Origin of the sequence: Streptococcus infantis, from assembly GCF_047460685.1 — a bacterium.
GTDB classification, from domain to species: Bacteria; Bacillota; Bacilli; order Lactobacillales; family Streptococcaceae; genus Streptococcus; species Streptococcus infantis_AD.
In genome coordinates, this window is record NZ_JASHFS010000001.1 from 19,441 (window position 1) to 40,778 (window position 21,338).

The 21,338-nt window shown below is 42.1% G+C and carries 23 protein-coding genes; 2 read left to right on the forward strand and 21 right to left on the reverse strand.

Annotated features, from left to right (window positions below):
- Window positions 1-36 precede the first annotated feature (36 nt).
- The 21 genes from pknB to QM917_RS00180 all read right to left on the reverse strand — a co-directional run bounded on the left by pknB (window position 37) and on the right by QM917_RS00180 (window position 18,791).
- On the reverse strand, window positions 37-1,920 hold the full coding sequence (pknB, locus tag QM917_RS00080; RefSeq protein ID WP_414284212.1) for a Stk1 family PASTA domain-containing Ser/Thr kinase: 1,884 nt from the start codon (window positions 1,918-1,920) through the stop codon (window positions 37-39).
- Window positions 1,917-2,657: a Stp1/IreP family PP2C-type Ser/Thr phosphatase gene (locus QM917_RS00085; RefSeq protein ID WP_414276700.1), complete on the reverse strand. Its 741-nt coding sequence runs from the start codon at window positions 2,655-2,657 to the stop codon at window positions 1,917-1,919. Before QM917_RS00085 ends, pknB begins: the two co-directional genes overlap by 4 nt.
- Window positions 2,658-2,672: 15 nt before the next feature.
- Window positions 2,673-3,986, reverse strand: a complete 1,314-nt coding sequence (rsmB, locus tag QM917_RS00090; protein WP_414284214.1) for a 16S rRNA (cytosine(967)-C(5))-methyltransferase RsmB — start codon at window positions 3,984-3,986, stop codon at window positions 2,673-2,675.
- On the reverse strand, window positions 3,979-4,914 hold the full coding sequence (gene fmt / locus QM917_RS00095) for a methionyl-tRNA formyltransferase (RefSeq protein WP_371607610.1): 936 nt from the start codon (window positions 4,912-4,914) through the stop codon (window positions 3,979-3,981). The genes rsmB and fmt overlap by 8 nt, the downstream gene beginning before the upstream one ends.
- A gap of 12 nt (window positions 4,915-4,926) precedes the next feature.
- A complete protein-coding gene (locus QM917_RS00100; RefSeq protein ID WP_414284216.1) occupies window positions 4,927-7,323 on the reverse strand; it encodes a primosomal protein N' in 2,397 nt (798 codons plus the stop codon).
- 84 nt (window positions 7,324-7,407) lie between these two features.
- Complete coding sequence (rpoZ, locus tag QM917_RS00105) at window positions 7,408-7,722, reverse strand: DNA-directed RNA polymerase subunit omega (RefSeq protein WP_045763172.1); 315 nt, start codon at window positions 7,720-7,722, stop codon at window positions 7,408-7,410.
- A 24-nt stretch (window positions 7,723-7,746) separates the two neighbouring features.
- Entirely contained in the window at window positions 7,747-8,373 is a 627-nt protein-coding gene (gene gmk / locus QM917_RS00110; RefSeq protein WP_000775049.1) for a guanylate kinase, read from the reverse strand.
- A 136-nt stretch (window positions 8,374-8,509) separates the two neighbouring features.
- Complete coding sequence (locus QM917_RS00115) at window positions 8,510-10,123, reverse strand: ribonuclease Y (RefSeq protein WP_049528027.1); 1,614 nt, start codon at window positions 10,121-10,123, stop codon at window positions 8,510-8,512.
- 216 nt (window positions 10,124-10,339) lie between these two features.
- Window positions 10,340-10,594 (reverse strand): Txe/YoeB family addiction module toxin, encoded by a 255-nt coding sequence (locus tag QM917_RS00120; RefSeq protein WP_414284218.1) that lies wholly within the window; start codon window positions 10,592-10,594, stop codon window positions 10,340-10,342.
- Between the two features lie 3 nt (window positions 10,595-10,597).
- Window positions 10,598-10,852: a type II toxin-antitoxin system Phd/YefM family antitoxin gene (locus tag QM917_RS00125; RefSeq protein ID WP_371607615.1), complete on the reverse strand. Its 255-nt coding sequence runs from the start codon at window positions 10,850-10,852 to the stop codon at window positions 10,598-10,600.
- A gap of 130 nt (window positions 10,853-10,982) precedes the next feature.
- Entirely contained in the window at window positions 10,983-12,080 is a 1,098-nt protein-coding gene (locus tag QM917_RS00130) for a nucleotidyltransferase (RefSeq protein ID WP_414284220.1), read from the reverse strand.
- A gap of 9 nt (window positions 12,081-12,089) precedes the next feature.
- Entirely contained in the window at window positions 12,090-12,830 is a 741-nt protein-coding gene (locus QM917_RS00135) for a class I SAM-dependent DNA methyltransferase (RefSeq protein WP_049549289.1), read from the reverse strand.
- Window positions 12,831-12,940: 110 nt separating this feature from the next.
- Entirely contained in the window at window positions 12,941-13,294 is a 354-nt protein-coding gene (gene rsfS, locus QM917_RS00140; protein WP_049529957.1) for a ribosome silencing factor, read from the reverse strand.
- A 12-nt stretch (window positions 13,295-13,306) separates the two neighbouring features.
- Window positions 13,307-13,807 (reverse strand): cysteine hydrolase family protein, encoded by a 501-nt coding sequence (locus tag QM917_RS00145; protein WP_049549266.1) that lies wholly within the window; start codon window positions 13,805-13,807, stop codon window positions 13,307-13,309.
- Window positions 13,808-14,401, reverse strand: coding sequence for a bis(5'-nucleosyl)-tetraphosphatase (symmetrical) YqeK (yqeK, locus tag QM917_RS00150; RefSeq protein ID WP_049549265.1), 594 nt, complete (start codon window positions 14,399-14,401; stop codon window positions 13,808-13,810).
- Window positions 14,401-15,030, reverse strand: coding sequence for a nicotinate-nucleotide adenylyltransferase (locus tag QM917_RS00155; RefSeq protein WP_036759262.1), 630 nt, complete (start codon window positions 15,028-15,030; stop codon window positions 14,401-14,403). Before QM917_RS00155 ends, yqeK begins: the two co-directional genes overlap by 1 nt.
- A gap of 50 nt (window positions 15,031-15,080) precedes the next feature.
- Entirely contained in the window at window positions 15,081-15,392 is a 312-nt protein-coding gene (yhbY, locus tag QM917_RS00160) for a ribosome assembly RNA-binding protein YhbY (protein ID WP_000060171.1), read from the reverse strand.
- A 214-nt stretch (window positions 15,393-15,606) separates the two neighbouring features.
- Complete coding sequence (gene yqeH / locus QM917_RS00165) at window positions 15,607-16,713, reverse strand: ribosome biogenesis GTPase YqeH (RefSeq protein ID WP_049549264.1); 1,107 nt, start codon at window positions 16,711-16,713, stop codon at window positions 15,607-15,609.
- 2 nt (window positions 16,714-16,715) lie between these two features.
- The gene (locus QM917_RS00170) at window positions 16,716-17,243 is read right to left on the reverse strand and encodes a YqeG family HAD IIIA-type phosphatase (RefSeq protein WP_049503426.1); all 528 of its coding nucleotides are present in this window, start codon (window positions 17,241-17,243) and stop codon (window positions 16,716-16,718) included.
- A 24-nt stretch (window positions 17,244-17,267) separates the two neighbouring features.
- Window positions 17,268-18,173: a magnesium transporter CorA family protein gene (locus tag QM917_RS00175; protein WP_049508908.1), complete on the reverse strand. Its 906-nt coding sequence runs from the start codon at window positions 18,171-18,173 to the stop codon at window positions 17,268-17,270.
- Window positions 18,174-18,224: 51 nt separating this feature from the next.
- Window positions 18,225-18,791, reverse strand: coding sequence for a mechanosensitive ion channel family protein (locus tag QM917_RS00180; RefSeq protein ID WP_049549263.1), 567 nt, complete (start codon window positions 18,789-18,791; stop codon window positions 18,225-18,227).
- 150 nt (window positions 18,792-18,941) lie between these two features.
- Here QM917_RS00180 and sstT point away from each other — a divergent pair, with 150 nt between their 5' ends.
- Window positions 18,942-20,147, forward strand: coding sequence for a serine/threonine transporter SstT (gene sstT, locus QM917_RS00185; protein WP_414284223.1), 1,206 nt, complete (start codon window positions 18,942-18,944; stop codon window positions 20,145-20,147).
- Between the two features lie 213 nt (window positions 20,148-20,360).
- Window positions 20,361-21,335, forward strand: coding sequence for an aromatic acid exporter family protein (locus QM917_RS00190; protein WP_414284224.1), 975 nt, complete (start codon window positions 20,361-20,363; stop codon window positions 21,333-21,335).
- The last annotated feature ends 3 nt before the right edge of the window (window positions 21,336-21,338 follow it).

Sequence of the window (21,338 nt, forward strand, 5' to 3'; positions counted from 1 at the left end):
AAAAATCTTTGCCACAAAAACTGTGACAAAGATTATTTAGTTATCTGTGTTGTGTTCGTCCACATGAGTTGGTGTAGACGAAGATGGTGTCGATGGACTTTGAGATGGCACCGTATTATCTGCCCTGTTAGAGTTACGCTGGCTCGAAGACGGAACCGAAGAAGATGATGGTGGAGTTTTTGGTTTATAAATAGAAATCTTTATACGTGTCGTACTTAGATCAACTTTCTCACCTAGTTTTGGACTTTGATCCACAACAGTTCCTTCAGCAGTGCCCTCAGGAGCTGTCGATACCTCCACTACTTCGATATTGGCTTCCTTGACACCAACAATTTGAATTAAGTTATTCTTTGTAAATTCAAGACTTGAGCCAATATAACTTGGCATGGTCACGGTTGTCACCTTTTTAGCAACAGTCAAAACGATAGAAGTTGCCTTGGTAAGATCATAAGTCGTACCTTCTGCTAAGCTCTGTTTTAAAACCACACCTGGTTCTGATTCACTGGACTCTTCTTCTTCAATCTTAATCAGATTTTCAGGAACTTTTTTCCCTTTCAATTCTGCAATAACATCAGTAGATTTGCGTCCAATATAGTTTCCAATCTTAAATGATTGTTTACCTGAAGATATGATTAGATTAACTTTAGACCCTTCTTTGCGAGCTGAGCCAGCATCTGGATCTGTTCGGATAACCCGACCTTCTTCTACGGTATCACTCGCTTCGGTCTTCTCCTCGCCAATCTCAAAATTCGCTTTTTTCAGGGTTTCCTTAGCTTCAGCAACAGTTTGACCTGCAACTTTTGGAATCTCAACAGTAGCTGGTGTTCTGGATAAAATCCACACCAGAGAAGCGGCAACCAGTACGAAACTTGCTAGTAGAACTAGATAACGTGCTTTAAAACGACGTTTTTTCACTGGTTTTTCCACAGATTTTTTAGCACTTACTTCTGGGCTAGCTTTAGTTGCCTGATGGCTTTCTGTCTGTGGTTGAACCTTAGGAATAGAGGTCAAGGTTGTCTGAGAAACTTTTGGCAATGTCTTTGTGTCTGCCTTAGTAGCATCATCAAAAACACGTTTGGCTTCATTTCTGCGGTTATAAGATAGACTGCTAGACAAATCAACATACATCTCTGAAACCGACTGGTATCGATCCGTAAGCTTTTTAGCAGTTGCTTTGATGACCACATTCTCCAAAGCTTGGGGAACAGATGGATTTTCAGCTATAACCGAAGGGAGAGGTTTTTGGAAATGCTGGAGGGCTATAGTTACTGCACTATCGCCATCATAAGGGATATGCCCTGTCAGCATCTCATAGAAAATAATCCCCATGGCATAGATGTCACTCTGGACAGTTGCCTTAGAGCCACGAGCCTGCTCAGGTGACAAGTAGTGGACAGAACCCAACATAGAGTTGGTCTGAGTCAGACTTGTCTCTGCAAAGGCTACAGCAATCCCAAAGTCCGTCACCTTAGCCGTTCCATCAGGAGTTAAAAGAATATTTTGAGGCTTTAAGTCACGATGGACAATACCTTTAGTGTGCGCCAAGCGCATCGCTAAGAGAATCTGACCCATGATACGGACAGCTTCTTCATTTGAGAGGGGATAGTGTTCTTTGATATAGCGCTTGAGATCAAGACCAGCTACATATTCCATAGCTAGGTACTGTTGACCGTCCTCTTCGCCGATATCCGTTATCCGAACGATATGGGGATGATCTAAGTCAGCCATTGCACGCGCTTCACGCTGAAAACGCGCAACAGCAATCGGGTCAGTCTGGTAGTTAGTCCTCAAGACCTTTACAGCTACCTCTTCCCCGTCTAAAATCAAATCCTTGGCTAGGTAGACATCTGCCATACCTCCACGGCCAATTTGTTTGATAATCCGATACCGCCCGGCAAAAATCTTGCCGATTTGGATCATTCTGCCGCCTCCTCCTTAATCGAAACAAGGGCAACTGTAATATTATCAAGCCCTCCGGCATTGTTGGCAAAGCGTACCAAAGTGGCTGCCTTATCATCAAGCGAAATATCGCTTGTCACAATATCATAGATCTCACTGCCTGAAATCATATTGGTTAGACCGTCGCTATTCATGACCAGATAGTCTCCTGCTTCCAAGCTGACAATTCCAAAATCAGGTTGAATTTCGTCTTTTTGTCCGATAGATTGGGTGATGATATTCTTTTGTGGATGTGCTTCAGCTTCTTCAGGTGTCAATTGACCCGCCTTAAGCAATTCGTTAACCAAGGAATGATCACTTGTCAGTTGACGGTACTCTTCCCCTCGAATGAGACCGATTCTAGAATCTCCGATATGGGCATAAATTGCCTGATTTCCGATAACTGCAAGAGCTTCGAGGGTTGTCCCCATTCCCTTGTAGGCTTCATCTCGTCCTAGTTGATAAATCTTTTGATTTTCAACTTCTAGATGGTGGGCAAACCATTCGCGAACTTCATTAACGGTGTCGATCTGCGTATCAACCCAGGCAACACCTAGGTCCGTAACTGCCATCTCACTGGCAATATTTCCTGCGCGATGACCTCCCATCCCATCAGCCAAGATGATCATCGTGCGACCAGCACGATTGACAAAAAGATTGACATAGTCTTGATTATTTGTACGCTTCTGACCCACATCTGTTAATAATGAAATCTCCATTGTGTCAGTTCCTTCCTAATTGGATATCTTACGAAATTGGCTGATGAAGAATCCATCACTTCCGTATAATTCTGGAGTAATAAGGATACAGCCATCTTTTAGAATATCCTTGCATTCGTGATCTAGTTTAACCTGCTCAAACTCGGGATGACTTTCTAAAAATGCTTGAACCACTTTAAAGTTCTCTTCCGAGACAATAGTGCAGGTACTATAGGTTATTATACCACCTTTTCGTAGTGTTTGACAAACACTACCTAATATTTCCAGCTGAATTTCCTGTAATGACGCGAAATCTGCCGTTTCTTTATTGTATTTGATATCTGGTTTTCGACGCAATAGACCAATCCCTGAACAAGGAGCGTCTACTAAAATCTTATCAAATTGGTCCTTGCCAAAAAACTCATGCACCTTTCTGGCATCCAATTTTTGCGTTTGGACACGGTCTGCTACGCCTAAACGCTGAGCATTTTCTTGAATCAAAGTGAGTTTATGGTCGTAGAGATCTAGAGCCGTTACCTGACCTGTCGTCAGATAGGATGCCATATGAGCGGTCTTTCCACCAGGAGCTGCACAGGCATCCAAAACCTGCTCGTCGCCTTGTAGCTCTAGTGTCGGGGCGACTAGCTGACTTGACTCATCTTGGATAGTAATAAGTCCTTCTGAAAACAAGTCATGACTAGCAAAATGTCCCTGCTCCTTGACCAGACCAGAAGCTGATAGGGCAGAATCACTTGCTCCGAGCATTTTTTTGATTTCTTCTTTTCGACTCAAATCAGTCACTCGGATACTGGCTTTATTCCGTTGCAATAGACTTTCAAAAATAGCTTGAGCTCGCTCTTCACCATACTCTTCCTTGAGTTTCGAAATCAACCATACTGGTAGGGAGTAGGCAATGGAATCACGCTTGTTCTTACGCTTGATACTGGCAATATCTGGCAAACCTTCACGTAAGATACGGCGCAAAACTGCATTGACCAATTTTTCGCTACCCTTTTTGCGAAGTTTAGCCAGTTCCACCGCTTCATTGACCACTGCATGATCAGGAAGCTTATCCAAGTATTGGAGTTGGTAGACACTCATGAGAAGCAAAACATAGAGCCAGCTGTCTAGCTTGTCTCTATCCTCAATAAAGTGAGAAATGTACCACTCTAGTGTGAGTTTTCGAGCTACAGTTCCATAGACCAGCTCTGTCACCAAACCCTTATCTGCAACTGATAGTTGACTTCCCTTAAGGTGTTTATTTAGGGCGATATTGGAGTAAGCTTGTTGGATAAAGACATCCTCCAATACCTCTAGGGCTAAACTTCTAGCCGTTTCTACTTTAGTCACCAAATCGTTCTCCTACTGCCAAAGTTCGTCCCACACCGTTAAGGAAGGAAGCAATGTCCATCTTAGGTTTTCCTGCTGGTTGAACCTGTTTGAGAGATAGAGCCCCCTCTGCTGTTGCTACGATCAATTCTTTCTTGCCAATGGAGAGTATCTCACCCGGAGTCCCTTGACCTTTTACTGGCAGGGTTTCATAGATTTTGAAGCGTTCGCCCTTTAAAAAAGTATGAGCAACTGGCCATGGATTCATCCCACGGATTTGGTTAAAGAGTTGACGATTGGTCTTGTTCCAGTCCAACTTTTCTTCCTCAGGTTTGATATTTGGCGAAAATGTAACCTGGCTTGGGTCCTGTGGTTCTGGTTGAATCTCGCCAGCAATGTATGCAGGCAACGTATCCAAAAGCAGATCACGACCGACAATGGCCAATTTTTCAAACAAAGTTCCAACATTGTCCTCATCTGTAATTGGAATACTACGACGAGAAATCATATCTCCGGCATCCATTTCCTTGACCATTTCCATAATGGTTACTCCTGCCTCCTCATCACCCTGAATCAAGGCATAATGGATCGGAGCACCACCACGGTGTTTAGGAAGGAGGGAAGCATGAACATTGACAGCAAAATCCATGCTATCAAGGAGTTTACTTGGGAGAAATTGCCCAAAGGCGGCTGTTACAATCCCATCAGCGCCCAAGTTCATGATAGTTTCCATTTCTGGACTACTTGATAATTTTTCGGGTTGGTAGATAGGAAGCCCTGCTTCTTTAGCTGCTTGTTTCACTGGGGTTTGTTGGATAACTTTTTTTCGACCGACAGCACGGTCTGGCTGAGTTACAACTGCTAGAATCTCATAGCGATCGTCCGTCAAAAGCCCCTTCAAAACGGTTGCTGAAAAATCGGGAGTTCCCATAAAGATTAATTTTGTCATATCTTCTCCTTCTTATAAAAACTGTTGCGGTTCGTGGTCAATACTGAGACGAAGTTCGCTATTTTCCCGTTCTTGTGTCAAGGCCAAGACCTGGTTAAGGGTTGGACCAAGCTCATCTTCTAAACGGTATTTAATCAATATTTGGTAGTGATAGAGGTTATGAGTACGAGCGATAGGTTTTGGCGTTGGACCAAGAATTATACTAGCATCCGACAAACCTGACCGCAATATCTCCATGACTTCATAAGCACGTTTAAGAACCTCTTCTTCTTTCTTATGAGACAAGGTAATTCCAATTGTGAAATAATAAGGTGGATAACCCAACTGACGTCGGATGCCCATTTCATAGGCATAAAAGCCTTCATAGTCCTGATCCTTGGCGAAGCGAATGGCATAATGCTGAGGATTATAGGACTGAATCAAGACCTGACCTGACTTTTCAGCTCGACCTGCTCGTCCTGCTACCTGGGTCAAGAGTTGAAAGGTTCTCTCAGAAGAACGGAAGTCAGGCAGATTCAAGGCTGTATCCGCATTGAGAACACCAACCAAGGTCACATTTGGAAAATCCAAGCCCTTGGCAATCATCTGGGTTCCCATAAGAATCTCCGCTTCACCCTTGCCAAACTGCTCAAGTAAGGCTTGGTGACTACCCTTTTTGCGAGTTGTATCTACATCCATGCGCAGAATACGTGCCTCTGGAAAAAGTTCAGCTAGCTCATCGTAGGCCTTTTGAGTTCCTGTTCCATAGTAACGAATACTGCGACTCTGACAGTTTGGACAGACATGAGGAATTTCTTTCGAAAAGCCACAGTAATGGCAGTTCATAGTCTTAGTATCCATGTGGAGCGTCAAGGAAATATCACAATTAGGGCAGGTATCCACGGTCCCACATTCCCGGCACATGACAAAACTAGAATAGCCACGGCGGTTGAGCATGAGAACCACTTGCTCTTTCTTATCCAATCGATCTTGTATTGCCTCAATCAGTGGTGGTGTAAAGTTGGACGTTTCATTCTGCCCGATATAATCACGGAAGTCAATCAGTTGAACCTCAGGAATACTTGCTAAAGGATTGGCCCGTTGCGTCAGGCGTAGATGTTGATAAACACCCTTACCAGCACGCGCACGACTTTCTAAACTCGGCGTTGCAGAACCAAGGACTAATGCTGCTTGATTGTACTGTGCTCGTAAACCAGCCACATCCCTAGCATGATAACGCGGATTGCTGTCTTGCTTGTAGCTAGCCTCGTGCTCTTCATCGATAATGATAACACCTAGATTTTTCAAAGGTGCAAAAATAGCAGACCTGGCCCCAACCACTACCTGGGCTTCTCCACGCTCCACCTTGCGCCATTCATCGTACTTTTCACCATTTGACAAGCCAGAGTGGAGAATGGCGACTTTATCTCCAAATCGAGCAATAAAGCGCTCGGTCATTTGAGGTGTCAGAGAGATTTCCGGAACTAGAACAATCGCTGTTTTTCCCATATCCAAGGCCCCTTGGATAATCTGCAAGTAAACCTCTGTTTTCCCACTACCTGTGATTCCTTGAAGAAGAAAGGGAGGGTGTTTCTTCCCAATCGCTCCAACAACTGCCTCACAGGCTTCTTTTTGTTCTGGATTTAACTCTAAAGATTGGCTAGATTCAATACCTTCAAAATAAGCCGCTGAACGTTGCACTTCTTTTTGCACTATGGTGATAGCACCATGTTCCACAAAGAAATTAACTTGTTCGCGTGAGTAATGTTCTAACAAATCAGCCAAAGGAACTGTTTCAGGATGTACTAATAAGTATTCTCGCAGTTCCAATTTCTTCTTGGCACGATTTGAGATTTCTAGCTTTTCTAATTTATCAAGATGAATTTCAACCCAAGACTGCGTCTTAACCTTCTTCTGATCCACAGCCTGATACTCTAGTTTTAAAAGCCCTTTTCGAGTCAATCGCATCATCTCAGCTTGCTTTTCTAGGTCGAGAGATGAAAATGCTAGAGACTTCTGTGAACCGAATAAGCGTTCTCTATCTTCTTGACTTAAGCCTTCCAGAGGATAGAGGATCTTATCATAGCTAGAGTTCAAAAATCCAGGGAGCATAGCTTTTAGAATGGAAATTTTGTAGGAGAAGACTGATTTACGTAACTCCTCTGCTAGCCAGAGTTGTTCCTCTGTTAAAACTGGAGAAAAGTCCAGCACCTCAGCAATCTCTTTCAAGTCCTCGTCTACCACATCTGCATCAGATTGAGACTCCATTCCAAGAACAATACCCTGAATCAAGCGATTGGCCTTCCCAAAAGGTACATGAACTCGCATGCCAACTTCCAACATTCCCTCAAATTCCTCAGGAATTTTGTAGCTATAGGGCTGGTCTGTCTGCATCAAGGGAACATCCACAATGATTTTTGCAATAGCCATATCCTCACCCCCTTCTCTTCTTAAATCCTTTTAATTAATTGAGTATTCTTGCAATAGAAAAAATAAGATTGAGTCCCCCCAACCTTAAATTTTTTCACCTTCTTCTTTTTCTTTCGCGATTTGCTCTTTGATTTTCTTTTCTTCTTCTTCTTTCAATCGTCTTTCTTCTTCGATACGACGACGAACAGCTTCGCGTTTTCCTTCTGGATCTGGATGGATGGTTACATTCCCTGATTCAATTTCTTCCAAGGCACGAAGAGTAGATTTCTCAGATTTAAATTCTTGAGTTGGAGGTGCTCCAGCTTCTAATTCGTGAGCACGTTTTGCTTCCAAGATTACGAGTGAATATTTTGATGGTACCTTATCAAGCAAGGTATCGATAGAGGGTTTAAGCATCATTTGTTTGTACCTGTTTTCTATAGTTTATCGAATAGTCGGAGACTTTGGTAGCATATCCTGATAATGACCAATCACGCGGTCTACACGGAAATGTTCTGCTTCAATAACACGTTTAACACGCTCGGCCGCTAGAGGAACATGGTCATTTACAATAGCGTAGTCATACTCACGCATCAAAGCAATTTCTTCCTTAGCTTTTTCGATACGCTGAGCAATCACTTCTGCACTATCTGTACCTCGGCCTACGAGACGGTCTTGCAATTCTTCCAAATCTGGTGGTGTCAAAAAGATAAAGACAGCATCTGGAACTTTTTTCTTGACCTGAAGAGCTCCCTGTACTTCAATTTCAAGAAAGACATCGATTCCCTTATCAAGCGTTTCATTGACATAGGTCAGAGGAGTTCCGTAGTAGTTGCCTACATACTCTGCATACTCTAACATTTGCCCTTGACGGATCAATTCTTCAAATTCTTCCCGTGTACGGAAGAAATAATCAACACCATCTACTTCACCTGGACGTTGTGCCCGCGTTGTCATAGATACTGAATATTGAAATTGATTTTCAGAACTCTCAAAAATTTCTCGTCTAACCGTTCCTTTTCCAACTCCTGAAGGACCTGAAAAAACGATTAGTAAGCCTCGGTCTGCCATTATATCTCCTTTGGATAGTTTGTGAAATGACTTGAAAATTTCTGTAAGATTATGTATCTAAAGCCATTTCTGCTCGCTACAATCTTTCTATCTAGTGTAACAAAAAAGCAGTAATTTTTCAACTGCTCTTTCTTATTTATTTTGCATAATCAACTGCACGAAGTTCACGAATCACGGTTACCTTGATATTTCCTGGGTAATCGAGATTGTTTTCGATTTTCTCACGAACTTTATGAGCCAAGATTGTGACCTTGTCGTCCTTGATTTGACCTGGATTTACCATAATGCGGATTTCGCGACCTGCTTGAAGGGCAAAGCTATTTTGAACTCCTTCAAAGCTATTAGCAATTTCTTCAAGATCATGGAGACGTTTGATGTAGCTTTCGAGTGACTCACTACGAGCTCCTGGACGGGCAGCACTCAATGCATCCGCCGCAGCAACGATAACTGCGATTACACTTTCAGGTTCTACATCTCCGTGGTGACTAGCAATAGTATTGATCACAACTGGATGCTCCTTGTACTTGCGAGCCAATTCTGTACCAATCTCAACGTGGCTACCTTCTACTTCACGGTCAATGGCTTTACCAATATCGTGAAGGAATCCCGCACGACGAGCAAGGGTAGCATTTTCACCAAGTTCGCTGGCCATAATACCAGCCAACTTAGCAACTTCAATCGAATGACGCAAGACATTTTGTCCGTATGAAGTACGGAACTGCAAGCGACCCATGATCTTCATCAAGTCAGGGTGAAGGTTCGGTGCACCAATTTCATAGGCTGCTGCCTCACCATATTCACGAATCTTGTTATCAATCTCTTGACGATTTTTCTCAACCAACTCTTCGATACGAGCTGGGTGGATACGTCCATCCTTAAGCAAGGTTTCCATCGTCATACGGGCAATCTCGCGACGGATAGGATCAAAACCTGACAAGGTTACCACTTCTGGAGTGTCGTCAATGATAACATCAACCCCTGTCAAACTTTCAAAGGTACGAATATTACGCCCTTCACGACCAATGATACGACCTTTCATGGTATCATCAGGCAGATGAACTGTAGAGTTGGTAGACTCAGCTACATACTCACCAGCAATTCTCTGCATGGCTTGAGACAAGATATCCTTAGCCAATTTGTCTGAACGTTCCTTAACTTCTTGCTCAGCCTCACGAATGCGACTAGCAATTTCCTTAGTCAAGTTTTCCTCTGTCTGGGCCAAGATAATGTCTTTTGCTTCCGACTGAGTCAGAGTTCCAATACGCTCTAGTTCAGCTTGCTTTTGTTTCTCAATTTCTTCTAGTTGCTCTTCACGTACATCAAGGTTTTTTGCTCTATCAGAAATACTTTGTTCTTTTTGTTCAAGTGTTTTTTCTTTGTTCGTCAAATTGTCATCTTTACGATCAAGACTGCTAGCACGTTCGGTCAAACGACTTTCGATTTGCTTGAGTTCTTGACGTTCTGACTTAAATTCAGCGTCCACTTCTTCACGGTATTTTCTGGCTTCCTCTTTAGCCTCCAATAGTGCTTCTTTTTTAAGAGACTTGCTTTCGCTCTTAGCTTCATTGAGTAATAAATCCGCTTCGCGCTCTGCTTGTCCTCGTAAATTAGTTGCTTCTTGTTCAGCATTTAAAAGCATCAACTCCGCAGCCTCTTGTGATGATTTCATCTTGACTGAGATGCTGACATATCCAATGACTAAACCAATGATGACGGCAAAAACAACGATAACAATCGCCATAATTTCCATGTTTTTACCTCATTAAATTTGTTAATCCGAATGAATTACATTCTTATACATTTTACCATAAAAATTGATTTTTAACAAACCTTAATTTGAAGTTGTTTTGCTTATTTCGGCGATTAAAATCCTTATTTTCCCTAATAAACTAGGGTATTGTTACTAAGCAAATTTTTAAAGAATTTTTTTACACACAAATTAGAAAAAGCCTACCTTTCAGTAGACTTAGTAATGATCTTTGAAAGACAAGAAAGCCACGCTATCTCCATCCATCATATAAATCAAGCGATTTTCTGCGTCAATACGACGTGACCAAGCTCCTTGGTAATCATATTTGAATGGTTCTGGTTTACCAATTCCTGTAAATGGATCACGTTGAATATCCTTGATTAGTTTGTTGATTCTTTTTAGCGTTTTCTTGTCTTGAGTTTGCCAGTAGCAATAATCCTCCCAGGCATCTTCTGTAAACTTGAGTAGCATTCATCACTCCTCAATAACATGAACCTGCGTGCGTCCTGCACGAACTTGGGACATTCCTCGCAAGACCTTGTCAGAAAGTTCCTTATTCTGAGCAATCCTCAAAGTTTCTTGAATACTATCCCACTCGCTCTTTGATAGGACTACAATATCTTCATCTGGATTTTTATTGACTACTGCCAAAGGCTCAAACTCATCGTTTACCTTCTTCATGTAGTCTTTTAAATGATTTCGGAATGTTGAGTAAAGAACTGCTTCCATAACCATACCTCGTTTTACCTCTTTTCAACTATTATACACGAAAAGAAAAAAATTGTCAGGAACTTGTACAAGTTTTCCCGCTTCTATCTATTTATTCGAAAAAACTAAAAAAGCCTACCTTTCAGTAGACTTAGTTTGATTCGATTTTAATCGGCACTCGACCAAAATTTTGTTCTGCGATACTTGGATTTCCCAGTTGGTAAATCTGATCTGCCTTTTGGGTCATAGCATCCCAGGGTTCTTTGCCAATTCGGCTAACTAGATGAACTTTATCTTTCAAATCTTTAAGGTGTTGTCTACCTTTTTCGGTAAATCCAAAGACATGAATGGCTTCTGGCAAATCACTTTCTCTGACTTGCACCAAAATATAGGTCAAAAGGCGTCTGACACGCGCCTTGGTGTAGCGTTTGGTAGCCACTAACTCAACCAATTCCTCTACAGATTGGGCTGTTTTGATGGCTTCCTTAATGCGCACGGCCATTTCCTGATTGACCTGATAGATAGTGGTTAGGTCTGGATTGGACAAGATTTGATAGCGGAGCAAGGGAAAATAGTCTTCCCAGCTCACCTTACTGGCCTGCTCAAATATGGCAACAGAAGACATAAAGCGTTCTAAGAAATCTTTGTCCCTTTGGTGCTGACGGAGGGCTGTCGCCGAGGCGAAGTCCACATCCTGGTCCACAGAATGGTAACCAGCCCCCTGACGCTGAATCGGATGAAGTCTGATGTTTCGTCCTGCAACCGCCTTGGCATAAGCGAGAGCAAGGACATGATTAGGCGTATTGCCTGAAAAATCAAGACCTGCAAACTCCTTCCACATAGCTTGCGTTTTCTGAGGATAAGAGAGAGAATCAGGCAGATTTTCCACAAATTTCTCCATCTCAACTCCTTTCTCTGTGTATAAGTCAGCGATTTTCTGATAATCTCGAACTTCCTCTGTCCCAAAAACTAGACTATCAATGCCCAAGCGAGCCAAGATACCCACAGCTCCTTGACCGAAAAAATCTGCTGCTTGGACACTGACTAAAAAGGGCAATTCTACCACTAAGTCCGCCCCATTTTCCAGCGCCATCTGAGCCCGTGTCCACTTATCCACGATAGCAGGCTCCCCACGCTGTATGAAATTCCCAGACATGGCAACAATTTTCAGTCCCTCCGCCTGGTCCAGCAGGTATTTGTGGCCATTATGAAAAGGATTGAACTCCGCGATAATACCTGTAATGGTCATGATATTCTCCTACTTTTGTGCCACAAAAAACCAACGGGTGCTAGTTTCTGTAGGCTCCTTGTCTTCAAAGTCCGCAAAGAGTTTGAAGGATTTGAAACCAGCCTGTTCCAGCAAGATATCATAGGTCAAGACCTCGTAAGTTCGTTCCTCATGTACCTCATCATGACGGCTAAAGGAACCATCTGCCTCCTTGACAAAGAAGGTCAGTTCATGCACGATGGAGTGAGGAGCATCGTCCTCATAGGTATCCCAAAGCATGGCAAAGTCTTCGGCGTTTTCATGGTAGGAATAGCCTGGGAAGACCTCATCTGTCTGGTAAGTCGAATGCACATCAAAGATAAAGACCCCATCCTCATTGAGAGCATTATAGACTTCTTTAAAGACATCCCCTACTTCCACTTCATCCTGCATGTAACAGATTGAGTCCGAGTAACACGTGACAAAGTCGTATTGACCAGCCTTGGATAAATCCAGCATATTGCCTTCAATGAAATCAATCTTTTGCTTGGCTGAAGCCGCTCTCTTTTCGGCAATCTTCAACATATCCGCACTCAAATCAAGTCCAGTCACATCAAAACCCGCTTGAGAAAAGCGCACAGACTGGATCCCTGTCCCGCAAGCAAGCTCCAAGAGTTTCTTTCTGTCCTTGGTTTTAGGTAAATGACGCAGAGAAAAGTCCGTCCATTTGTCGTATAAACTATCATCCATAACCGCATCATAGACCGCCGCAAAAGTTTCATAAGTTGCCATAATCATGATACCAAGAGCCCCATGGTAAACACCACTAGCCCTTACCTTTCTAACAATTTTCTTCTAACATAAGCAAATAAAACCCAGTTGATTACAACTGAGTTCATCTTCTATGCTAAGGCTTCTGAAATGTCTACAGAATTTGCCTCATGCCATAGTTTTTCGAGGTTATAGTGGGCACGCATTTCTTCTGAGAAGATATGCACTACGACACTACCGAGGTCTAATAGGACCCAGCCTCCAGCTGCATCGCCTTCAACATGACTACCTTTAAAGCCAGCTTCAGCTACTTTTTCACGGATATTGTCAGCGATAGCATCCAACTGACGGCTATTCATAGAGCTAGTAATAACAAAATAGTCTGTCACACTGGTCAAATCTTGTACGTCAAGTGCGAGGATATCCTCCGCACGTTTCTCATCAGCCGCTTTCACGACTAGTTCTAGTAATTCTTTTTCGTTCATTTAGTCCTCTTTCTAGAAAATATATTTGTAATCTAGGACATCTGCAAAGCGCTCCTCCCAAATGTCCTCATAAAATTCATTTATCGTTTCAGCTGGAATGTCATCCCCATCAAACGTTGTGCAAGTTCCTTCTGGAATAATAAGCTTATAGCCATATTCAAAAGCAACCTTGACAGAGGTATCCACACAATATTCTGTCTGCATACCACATAAAACTAATTTTTTAATCCCCTGTTTATCCAAGTATTCTTTTAAACCAGTTTCTTTGAAAATACTATTATACTTCTTCTGAAAGACCTTTTCATCAGGTTTTCGATTTAAAAGCGCAGATAACTGCCAATCTTCTGATGTTTGGGCTTCAGGGTTCTCAATATGTTGAACATAGATAATTTCGATATTCTTACTTCTAGCTTGGTTTTGTAAATAAGAAATTTTTTCCAATAGACCTTTTGTCTGAAACCCCGTTTTCACTAAAATATTTTGTACATCAATAATGATAAAAGCCGTCTTCATTTAATCCTCTTTTAAATAGTGCACATAGGCGTTATAGGTTTCAAGGGTTTGGGGATAGATGGGGAATCCCTGATGAGCTAGATGCTCCACAGTGCGAGCTGTTTCGTAGGCCACTGCCTTATTGAGCGATAGCTCAGCAATCTCACGTGCAATATCTACTCCAGGAAAGGCACGATTATGCTCTATATAGTCTGCGACATAGATAACCTTATCAAGATCAGTCATCTGGTCAGCCCCGACTGTATGGATTTCAATAGCTCGTAGGATTTCAGCATTTTGTAAATCCAAATCTTCCTGAATCTTGTAAATGCCGACCATGCCATGCCAGACATTATTGCCCCAGTTTTTAAGATCAGAGTCAAGTTGATAACGATCTATCAAGTCTAAAAATTCTTGATCTGATAGCTTTTTAGCATAGTCATGAAGGAGACCTGCCAAACCAGCTTTCTCAACATCCACACCAAAGCGCTGAGCCAATTCTATGGCCGCACGCTCTACACCCAAACAATGGGTTAGACGTTTTTCAGGTAGGAGCTCTGCCATTTTTTCCAACAATTCTTCACGCGAACAGTTGATATAGTCTTGATATGCCATCAGTAAAGCCCTTCTTTCTCAATATAGTCTAGCACTGGTTTGGGTAGGAGAAAGTTGGGTGTGCGTCCTTGGGCGATGAAATCACGCACCATACTAGATGAAATATCCATGAGGGGCACATCCACCCAGATGACTGGATAAGAAGTCCCAGCCTTGTAGCGTGGTCGCTGAACTCCTACAAACTGAACGAGGTCGACCAGTTCATCAATTCTATACCATTTGGGTAAATAGTCTACCATGTCAGCACCGATGATAAAGTAATAATCGGTATCTGGATTCTTCTCTGTCAGAATCTTCATGGTGTCGTAGGTGTAGGAAATGCCCTTGCGCTCTAGCTCAATGGTTTCAATAGCTAAACCTTCAATTCCGTCAATTGCCAATTCAAGCATCTTGAGACGATGGTGCTCAGGGATGGTTTCCTTTTTGTCTACGTGAGGCGGTTGATACTCAGGCATGAGCAGAACTTGATCCAATCCCAACTGCTGGCGCACTTGGTCTGCCACGATAAGATGGGCATTGTGAACAGGGTTAAAATTTCCACCCAAGATACCGACTTGTTTGCGTTTTTTATCCTTTATTTCTGGCTCTAACTCCACTTTTGTAAAGGGAGTTAATAGTTCGATTGCCATAGGCTAATCTCCTTTAGTCTTCTGTAAAAACAGTTTTTTGGAGTATATTTTTAAATTTCTTTAACTTTTTTAGAAATCTTACGATTTTCTTTCTTGCTTGATTGCTTATACAAAATCAAGATACGACCGATTTTTTGGACTGTATCCACACCAATTTCTTCTTCCAAGATTTCAGCTACTTCGTGGATGTTTTCATCTGTGTTTTGCAAGAGAGTGACCTTGATCAATTCACGGGCATCAAGTGCCTGACGAACGCTGGTTTTGATTTGGTCGTTGAGTCCATTTTTCCCGATTTGGATGATAGGTTTGAGGGTGTGTGCCTGGCTGTTGAGGAAGGCACGTTGTTTCGATGTTAATGACATATTCTTAAATAAAGGAGTTTCTTTTTATACTTTTCTGAAGTGGTGACGGACGTCAGCAAAGTCCTTCGGACTTTCATGACTAAAATTTGAGCCTAAGGTCTCAAATTTTCCGCAGTTGGTACAATCACTTGTACCAACTAACACCACGCGAAAAGTATTCTTTATGGGGCTCGCCATGCTCGCCCAAATTTAGACAACTCTTTCCTTTCTGTGTTTAAATAATTGCTTTTCGTGTGACGACGGCAACGCCTTCTGGGGCCCAGACGGCGACTTTGGCGGTGCCTGTTACGCGGATCCAGCCTAGACCTGAGATGACTAGGTCTGTCTTCTCCTTAATGGTAAATACATGTTGGACTAGTTTTGGAAAGTCTTCTTTTTCCTTGCTATTTGGTGGTGTTAGAAGGGTTCCAAGGTGCTTGTCGTAGAAAGCACTAGCCCCTTCAAGCTTGGTACGATGAAGTTTGAGTTCATTGTCAAAGAAAGCTGTAAATCCTTGCTTTTCTCCTGCAATGAAGTCAAAGCGTCCCAAGCCACCTAAAAATAGGGTTTGCTCTGGATTGAGCTGGTAGGTTTTAGGTTTGATTTCCTTTTTAGGACTGACATACTTGAGATTTTTAGCCGTCAAGTAGTGAGCCATCTGGTGACGATGGATAATTCCAGGCGTATCGTAGATATAAGAACCATCATCGAGCGGAATCTCAATCTTGTCCAAGGTTGTTCCTGGGAAGCGTGAAGTTGTGATGACGTTCTGGTCACCCGTGATCTCCTGGATAATGGCATTGATAAGGGTTGATTTCCCGACATTGGTCACACCAACTACGTAAACATCACGTCCCTTACGGTAGTGCTCGATCTTGTCAATGACTTCCTTAATGGCATGCTTATTTTGCGCTGAAGTTAGGACGACATCGACTGGACGAAGACCCTCCTCATGGGCACGTTCCATGAGCCATTGGCTAATTTTACCAGGCTTAACAGACTTAGGAAGGATGTCTTTTTTATTTCCAACCAAGAGCACATCATTACCTGACACAAAGCGTGGCAATCCTGGGATAACAGAGCCATTGAAATCAAAGATATCAATCACATTGACCACCAAGGCATCGCTATCTCCAACCTCGTGCAAGAGTTTGAGGAAATCATCATCTGTCAACTGAACATCAGTGATTTCATTGTAGTGACGAAGACGGAAACAACGTTGGCAATAAACTTCTCCAGTTTCCAAACCTTTTTCAAGTGCTGACTGAGGTGTAAAACCTAAACCAGTCTTATCTTCCGTCTGAATGGTTGCTCCACAACCAATACAGAGAATTTCTTCCATAATTAGATTCCTTTTTTATAAGTGATAGGGCCGTACTTTTCAGCGATTTTTCTCATGACACGACGCTCACGCGCTCGGTTAATCTGAGTCTTAATAGAGTCGTGCTGGACCAAGGGTTTAACCAAAATCGAGCGAATGCCGGCTCGGTGGGCTGCTCGAATATCCGTCATCAGCTGGTCGCCTACCATGACCACTTGGTCTTTTTCATAGTGGAAATGTTTCATGGCACGGTTAATTCCTAAAGTAAAGGGCTTCAGTGCCCAATAAACATAGTCAATATCAAATTTTTCAACTGCTCGTTTGACACGTTTGGGTGTGTTATTGGATACTACAATGATACGAATCCCAGCATCTCGCAAATCATGCAACCATTGCTTCATCTCTACTGTTCCATCTGGATTATTCCAAGCAATCAGGGTATTGTCCAAATCAACCAAAACAGCCTTGATCCCCTGCTCCTGCAGGCTTTGGACTGTCAGATCATAAACTGCTTCCACAGCAAAATCTGGCATATAATTTTCAATCGCCATTCTGGCTCCTTTTCTTTCTATTTTTTAGTTTCTAGCAATTTTCTTTAGATACTGAGCCAAGATTGCCCATAAAATTAAACTAGCAATCAAAATATATATCCAGGCATTAGGCTCTTCTGTAAATGGCAGAGGGACATTCATTCCGAAAAATCCTGTAATGACTGCAAGAATGGCTAGCAAAACTGAGATAATGGTCAAGGTTGTCAAATTATCATTCAGATTGTTGTTTAGGATATTATTGTAAGATCCTGAGAGTTGTTGTAAAACCTGGGAAATCAAATCTGTCATGGACACCAACTGATGAGCTTCAATCATAGCATCGTCAAACTGCTCTCTTTCCACTTCGTTAAAGTTCCGATAAAGCGCATGTCCCTGGATATGCTCCAAGAGGAGGCGATTTTGTTTAGCCGCTGCCGTTAGATAAACCATACCAGTTTCCAAGTCAGAGAGGGCAAAGAGATTTTTTTTAGTGGTTGTTTGACGCAACAAGGCACTGATTTCATCCTTACTTTTATCCATCTGTTCAATGACAGGATAATAAGCATTGCTGATAAGCTCTAAACCGGCAAATAGAAACTTGTAGATTGAAATGATTTCATGATTTTCAAGATAGCCTAGCATCTGATCAATGACATAAGCATTCTTGTGATTGCTGATGGTAATCATTCGTTGTTTTTCCACGATAAAGGTCATAGGAATGGCTTCATAGTATTCCTTGTCCCTTTCTAAGTCAAGAACGTTGTAGATGAAGGTGACTGTCCCGTTTTCACGATTATAATCCATGTGGGCTCGTTCGTTTCTATCCAGCGCATATTCGATGGTTTCTTTATCCAATCCATAGATTTCTGATAGGTCTTCAAGATTTTTGATGATTTCCACATCTAGATTAATCCAGGTACAACCATTCCCTAACTGCTTATCTAAAAACATCGTTTCTCCTTTACCAAACTCTTTCTATTGTACCATAAATCAAGTAAAATTTCAGTTCTCTTCTTTTCTTGAAAAATTGCTAACCACAGTAATATTGCGGTTAGGAACAAAGTGAAGGGCTTGGTCGTCACTTCTCAGTTGAGTCGTTCGAATTCCGACACTAACTACTTTTCCTGATACAGTAATAGGCCCATTGGTCAAAATAACTTCATCTCCTACATCCAACTGACGTTCAAAGAGAATAAAGAAGCCGTTGATGACGTCTGATAGAAAACCTTGTGCCCCCATACCGATAGCCACCCCAGCAATTCCTGCACCTGCAAGCAAGCTAGAAACAGGTAACCCTAAGATAGACAAGATACAGTAAATCAAGAAGAAATAAAGGATATAGTTAAAAATATTTTCAAGCAAACGAGAGATAGTCTTTTGTCTACCAGCATCTCGATTTGAAAATTTAAGTGATGGTTTGACAATCTTTCGTACAGCAACATGGAGGAACTTTTTAGCTATATAAGATAGAAGGATAAGAAGTAGAAGAGAAATCACCTTGGTCAAGAGATTTTCTAAAACAGTTGTTAGATCTAATTTATCCAGATAACGTTGAAAAAATTCTTGCATATAAAACTCCTTTTCTATCCATTATACCATAAATCCTTCCCAGCCATCCTTTTCATAAATATTCATTTATTCTAATAAAATCTATGAGACACTTGCTTTTCAAGTATATTTATACTATAATCATAAACAATACACAAAAAGGAGACCTTTATGAAAAGAATTATTCGTGCTTGGAACAAAACAAATCTGATCAAACGGATCGGAATCGGAATGACCTTGGGGGCTATTCTAGGTCTACTCGTTCCTAATCTAACTGGCATCGGTTTATTGGGAGATTTATTTGTAGGAGGACTAAAGGCCATCGCCCCTATCCTGGTTTTTGCTTTAGTCGCTAACGCCCTTTCCCAACACCAGAAAGGTCAAGATAGCAATATGAAAAAAGTCATTTTCCTCTATTTGCTGGGGACCTTTGCTGCGGCTCTTATAGCAGTTTTGGCTAGCTTTCTCTTCCCTGTTCAGATGGTCTTGAGTAGCGCTAGCACAGAAGTTACTCCTCCAGACGGTATCGGACAAGTGCTCAGCAATCTTCTGCTAAAAATAGTAGATAATCCTGTCAATGCCATCATCGAAGCTAACTATATCGGAATTTTGTCTTGGGCTATCGTCTTTGGGATTGCCATGCGAGAAGCTAGCAAAAATAGCAAGGAGCTACTCAAAACAATGGCCAGTGTGACTTCAAAAATCGTCGAATGGATCATCAACCTTGCGCCCTTTGGTATCCTGGGCTTGGTCTTCAAAACCATCTCAGACCAAGGTATCGCTAGTTTAGCAAATTACGGAATCCTACTCGGACTTTTGATTGCTACTATGGTTTTCGTTGCCCTAGTGATCAATCCTCTGATAGCTTTTCTCTTTATCAAGAAAAATCCATATCCCTTGGTGTGGAAATGTTTGCGTATCAGCGGAGTCACAGCCTTTTTCACCCGAAGTTCCGCTGCTAATATCCCTGTTAATATGAAACTCTGTGAGGATCTAGGTCTTAATCCAGATACCTATTCTGTCTCTATCCCACTTGGATCAACTATCAATATGGCTGGAGCTGCTGTTACCATCAACATCTTAACCCTAGCTGCTGTCAATACCCTTGGAATCTCAGTTGATTTTGCAACAGCCTTTGTACTCAGTATCGTTGCAGCCATCTCTGCCTGCGGTGCTTCAGGAATTGCTGGAGGTTCTCTCCTACTTATCCCAGTTGCTTGCAGTCTCTTTGGGATTACCAATGATATCGCTATGCAGGTTGTGGGTGTCGGATTTGTCATCGGTGTTATCCAAGACTCTTGCGAAACAGCCCTCAACTCCTCAACAGATGTCCTCTTTACAGCAGTAGCTGAATTTTCCTCTGCTCGCAAAAAATAATCAAGGGCGGTGGGACAGAAATCGATAGACAAAGTCTCGATTTCGTAGTCCCAGCCCCGCGAGGATGATTAGGAGCTTTTTGGAGTCTAAAAGACGAACAAAAAGTTCAATCAGCTACCGCGTCAAAGTTTGATTGCTAATAAAAAGTGAGGTCGGGATCTTTTGTTCCAACCTCTTTGTCTGGTTTCTATCATTCATTTTAGGAAATGTCTCATGTCTATCACCCAACGTACTTTTAAACTCGTTCTGGCAACCTGTTTGGCCTGTGTTCTAGCCTACTTTCTGGATTTATCTTCAGCAGTGTCCGCTGGTATCATTGCTCTATTGAGCTTATCGGATACCCGTCGAAGCACCATTAAGCTAGCTCGTAATCGTTTATTTTCAACTCTTCTTGCTCTTTTCATTGGTGTCCTTTCCTTTCACCTGACTGGCTACCATATCTGGAGTTTCGGTCTCTATTTGGCCCTCTATGTTCCTCTTGCCTACAAATTCGGCTGGGAAATTGGGATTACCCCAAGTAGTGTCTTGGTCAGTCATCTCTTGGTTCAGAAGTCTACATCACCAGAACTTCTTGTGAATGAACTCCTCCTATTTCTTATTGGTACGGGATTTGCCTTGACTGTCAATCTCTATATGCCTTCTCGACAAGAAGAAATCCATCTCTATCATCTCAAGGTAGAAGAAAAACTCAAACACATTTTACAACGTTTTGAATATTATCTTGGAAAGGGCGATGGTCGTAACCGTGCCCAACTCGTTGAAGAACTGGATCAGCTTCTTGAAGAAGCTCTCAAACTGGTCTATCTTGATCACTCTGACCACCTCTTTCATCAGACCGACTATCATATCCACTATTTCGAAATGAGACAGAGACAGAGTCGCATTCTTCGTAATATGGCCCAGCAAATCAACACCTGTAATCTAGCCGCAAGCGAAAGCCTGATCCTTGCCCAGCTATTTGCTAAAATTGCGGATCAACTCAGTCAGACCAATCCTGCCAACGATTTATTAAAGGATATTGAAAGCTACCTGCAGGTATTTCGCAATCGTAGCCTCCCTAAAACAAGGGAAGAATTTGAAACACGCGCAACCTTGCTCCAACTCCTGCGCGAATTGGAAAACTTTATCCAACTGAAAGTTGACTTCTATCAACGCTATTCTGAAGAAAAAAGCAATCTATCATCATAAACA

Excerpts from the sequence above, each read along its gene's own strand:
- QM917_RS00120 (WP_414284218.1), bottom strand. The coding sequence starts at position 10,594 with ATGCTACTCAAGTTTACAGAAGATGCCTGGGAGGATTATTGCTACTGG.
- QM917_RS00145 (WP_049549266.1), bottom strand. The coding sequence starts at position 13,807 with ATGAAGACGGCTTTTATCATTATTGATGTACAAAATATTTTAGTGAAA.
- QM917_RS00085 (WP_414276700.1), bottom strand. The coding sequence starts at position 2,657 with ATGGAGATTTCATTATTAACAGATGTGGGTCAGAAGCGTACAAATAAT.
- QM917_RS00115 (WP_049528027.1), bottom strand. The coding sequence starts at position 10,123 with ATGGAAATTATGGCGATTGTTATCGTTGTTTTTGCCGTCATCATTGGT.
- rpoZ (WP_045763172.1), bottom strand. The coding sequence starts at position 7,722 with ATGATGCTTAAACCCTCTATCGATACCTTGCTTGATAAGGTACCATCA.
- QM917_RS00190 (WP_414284224.1), top strand. The coding sequence starts at position 20,361 with ATGTCTATCACCCAACGTACTTTTAAACTCGTTCTGGCAACCTGTTTG.
- sstT (WP_414284223.1), top strand. The coding sequence starts at position 18,942 with ATGAAAAGAATTATTCGTGCTTGGAACAAAACAAATCTGATCAAACGG.
- QM917_RS00175 (WP_049508908.1), bottom strand. The coding sequence starts at position 18,173 with ATGTTTTTAGATAAGCAGTTAGGGAATGGTTGTACCTGGATTAATCTA.
- yqeH (WP_049549264.1), bottom strand. The coding sequence starts at position 16,713 with ATGGAAGAAATTCTCTGTATTGGTTGTGGAGCAACCATTCAGACGGAA.
- rsfS (WP_049529957.1), bottom strand. The coding sequence starts at position 13,294 with ATGAACGAAAAAGAATTACTAGAACTAGTCGTGAAAGCGGCTGATGAG.
- QM917_RS00170 (WP_049503426.1), bottom strand. The coding sequence starts at position 17,243 with ATGGCGATTGAAAATTATATGCCAGATTTTGCTGTGGAAGCAGTTTAT.
- yqeK (WP_049549265.1), bottom strand. The coding sequence starts at position 14,401 with ATGGCATATCAAGACTATATCAACTGTTCGCGTGAAGAATTGTTGGAA.
- QM917_RS00125 (WP_371607615.1), bottom strand. The coding sequence starts at position 10,852 with ATGGAAGCAGTTCTTTACTCAACATTCCGAAATCATTTAAAAGACTAC.
- fmt (WP_371607610.1), bottom strand. The coding sequence starts at position 4,914 with ATGACAAAATTAATCTTTATGGGAACTCCCGATTTTTCAGCAACCGTT.
- QM917_RS00155 (WP_036759262.1), bottom strand. The coding sequence starts at position 15,030 with ATGGCAATCGAACTATTAACTCCCTTTACAAAAGTGGAGTTAGAGCCA.
- QM917_RS00135 (WP_049549289.1), bottom strand. The coding sequence starts at position 12,830 with ATGGCAACTTATGAAACTTTTGCGGCGGTCTATGATGCGGTTATGGAT.
- pknB (WP_414284212.1), bottom strand. The coding sequence starts at position 1,920 with ATGATCCAAATCGGCAAGATTTTTGCCGGGCGGTATCGGATTATCAAA.
- QM917_RS00180 (WP_049549263.1), bottom strand. The coding sequence starts at position 18,791 with ATGCAAGAATTTTTTCAACGTTATCTGGATAAATTAGATCTAACAACT.
- yhbY (WP_000060171.1), bottom strand. The coding sequence starts at position 15,392 with ATGTCATTAACATCGAAACAACGTGCCTTCCTCAACAGCCAGGCACAC.
- gmk (WP_000775049.1), bottom strand. The coding sequence starts at position 8,373 with ATGGCAGACCGAGGCTTACTAATCGTTTTTTCAGGTCCTTCAGGAGTT.
- QM917_RS00130 (WP_414284220.1), bottom strand. The coding sequence starts at position 12,080 with ATGACCATTACAGGTATTATCGCGGAGTTCAATCCTTTTCATAATGGC.
- QM917_RS00100 (WP_414284216.1), bottom strand. The coding sequence starts at position 7,323 with ATGGCTATTGCAAAAATCATTGTGGATGTTCCCTTGATGCAGACAGAC.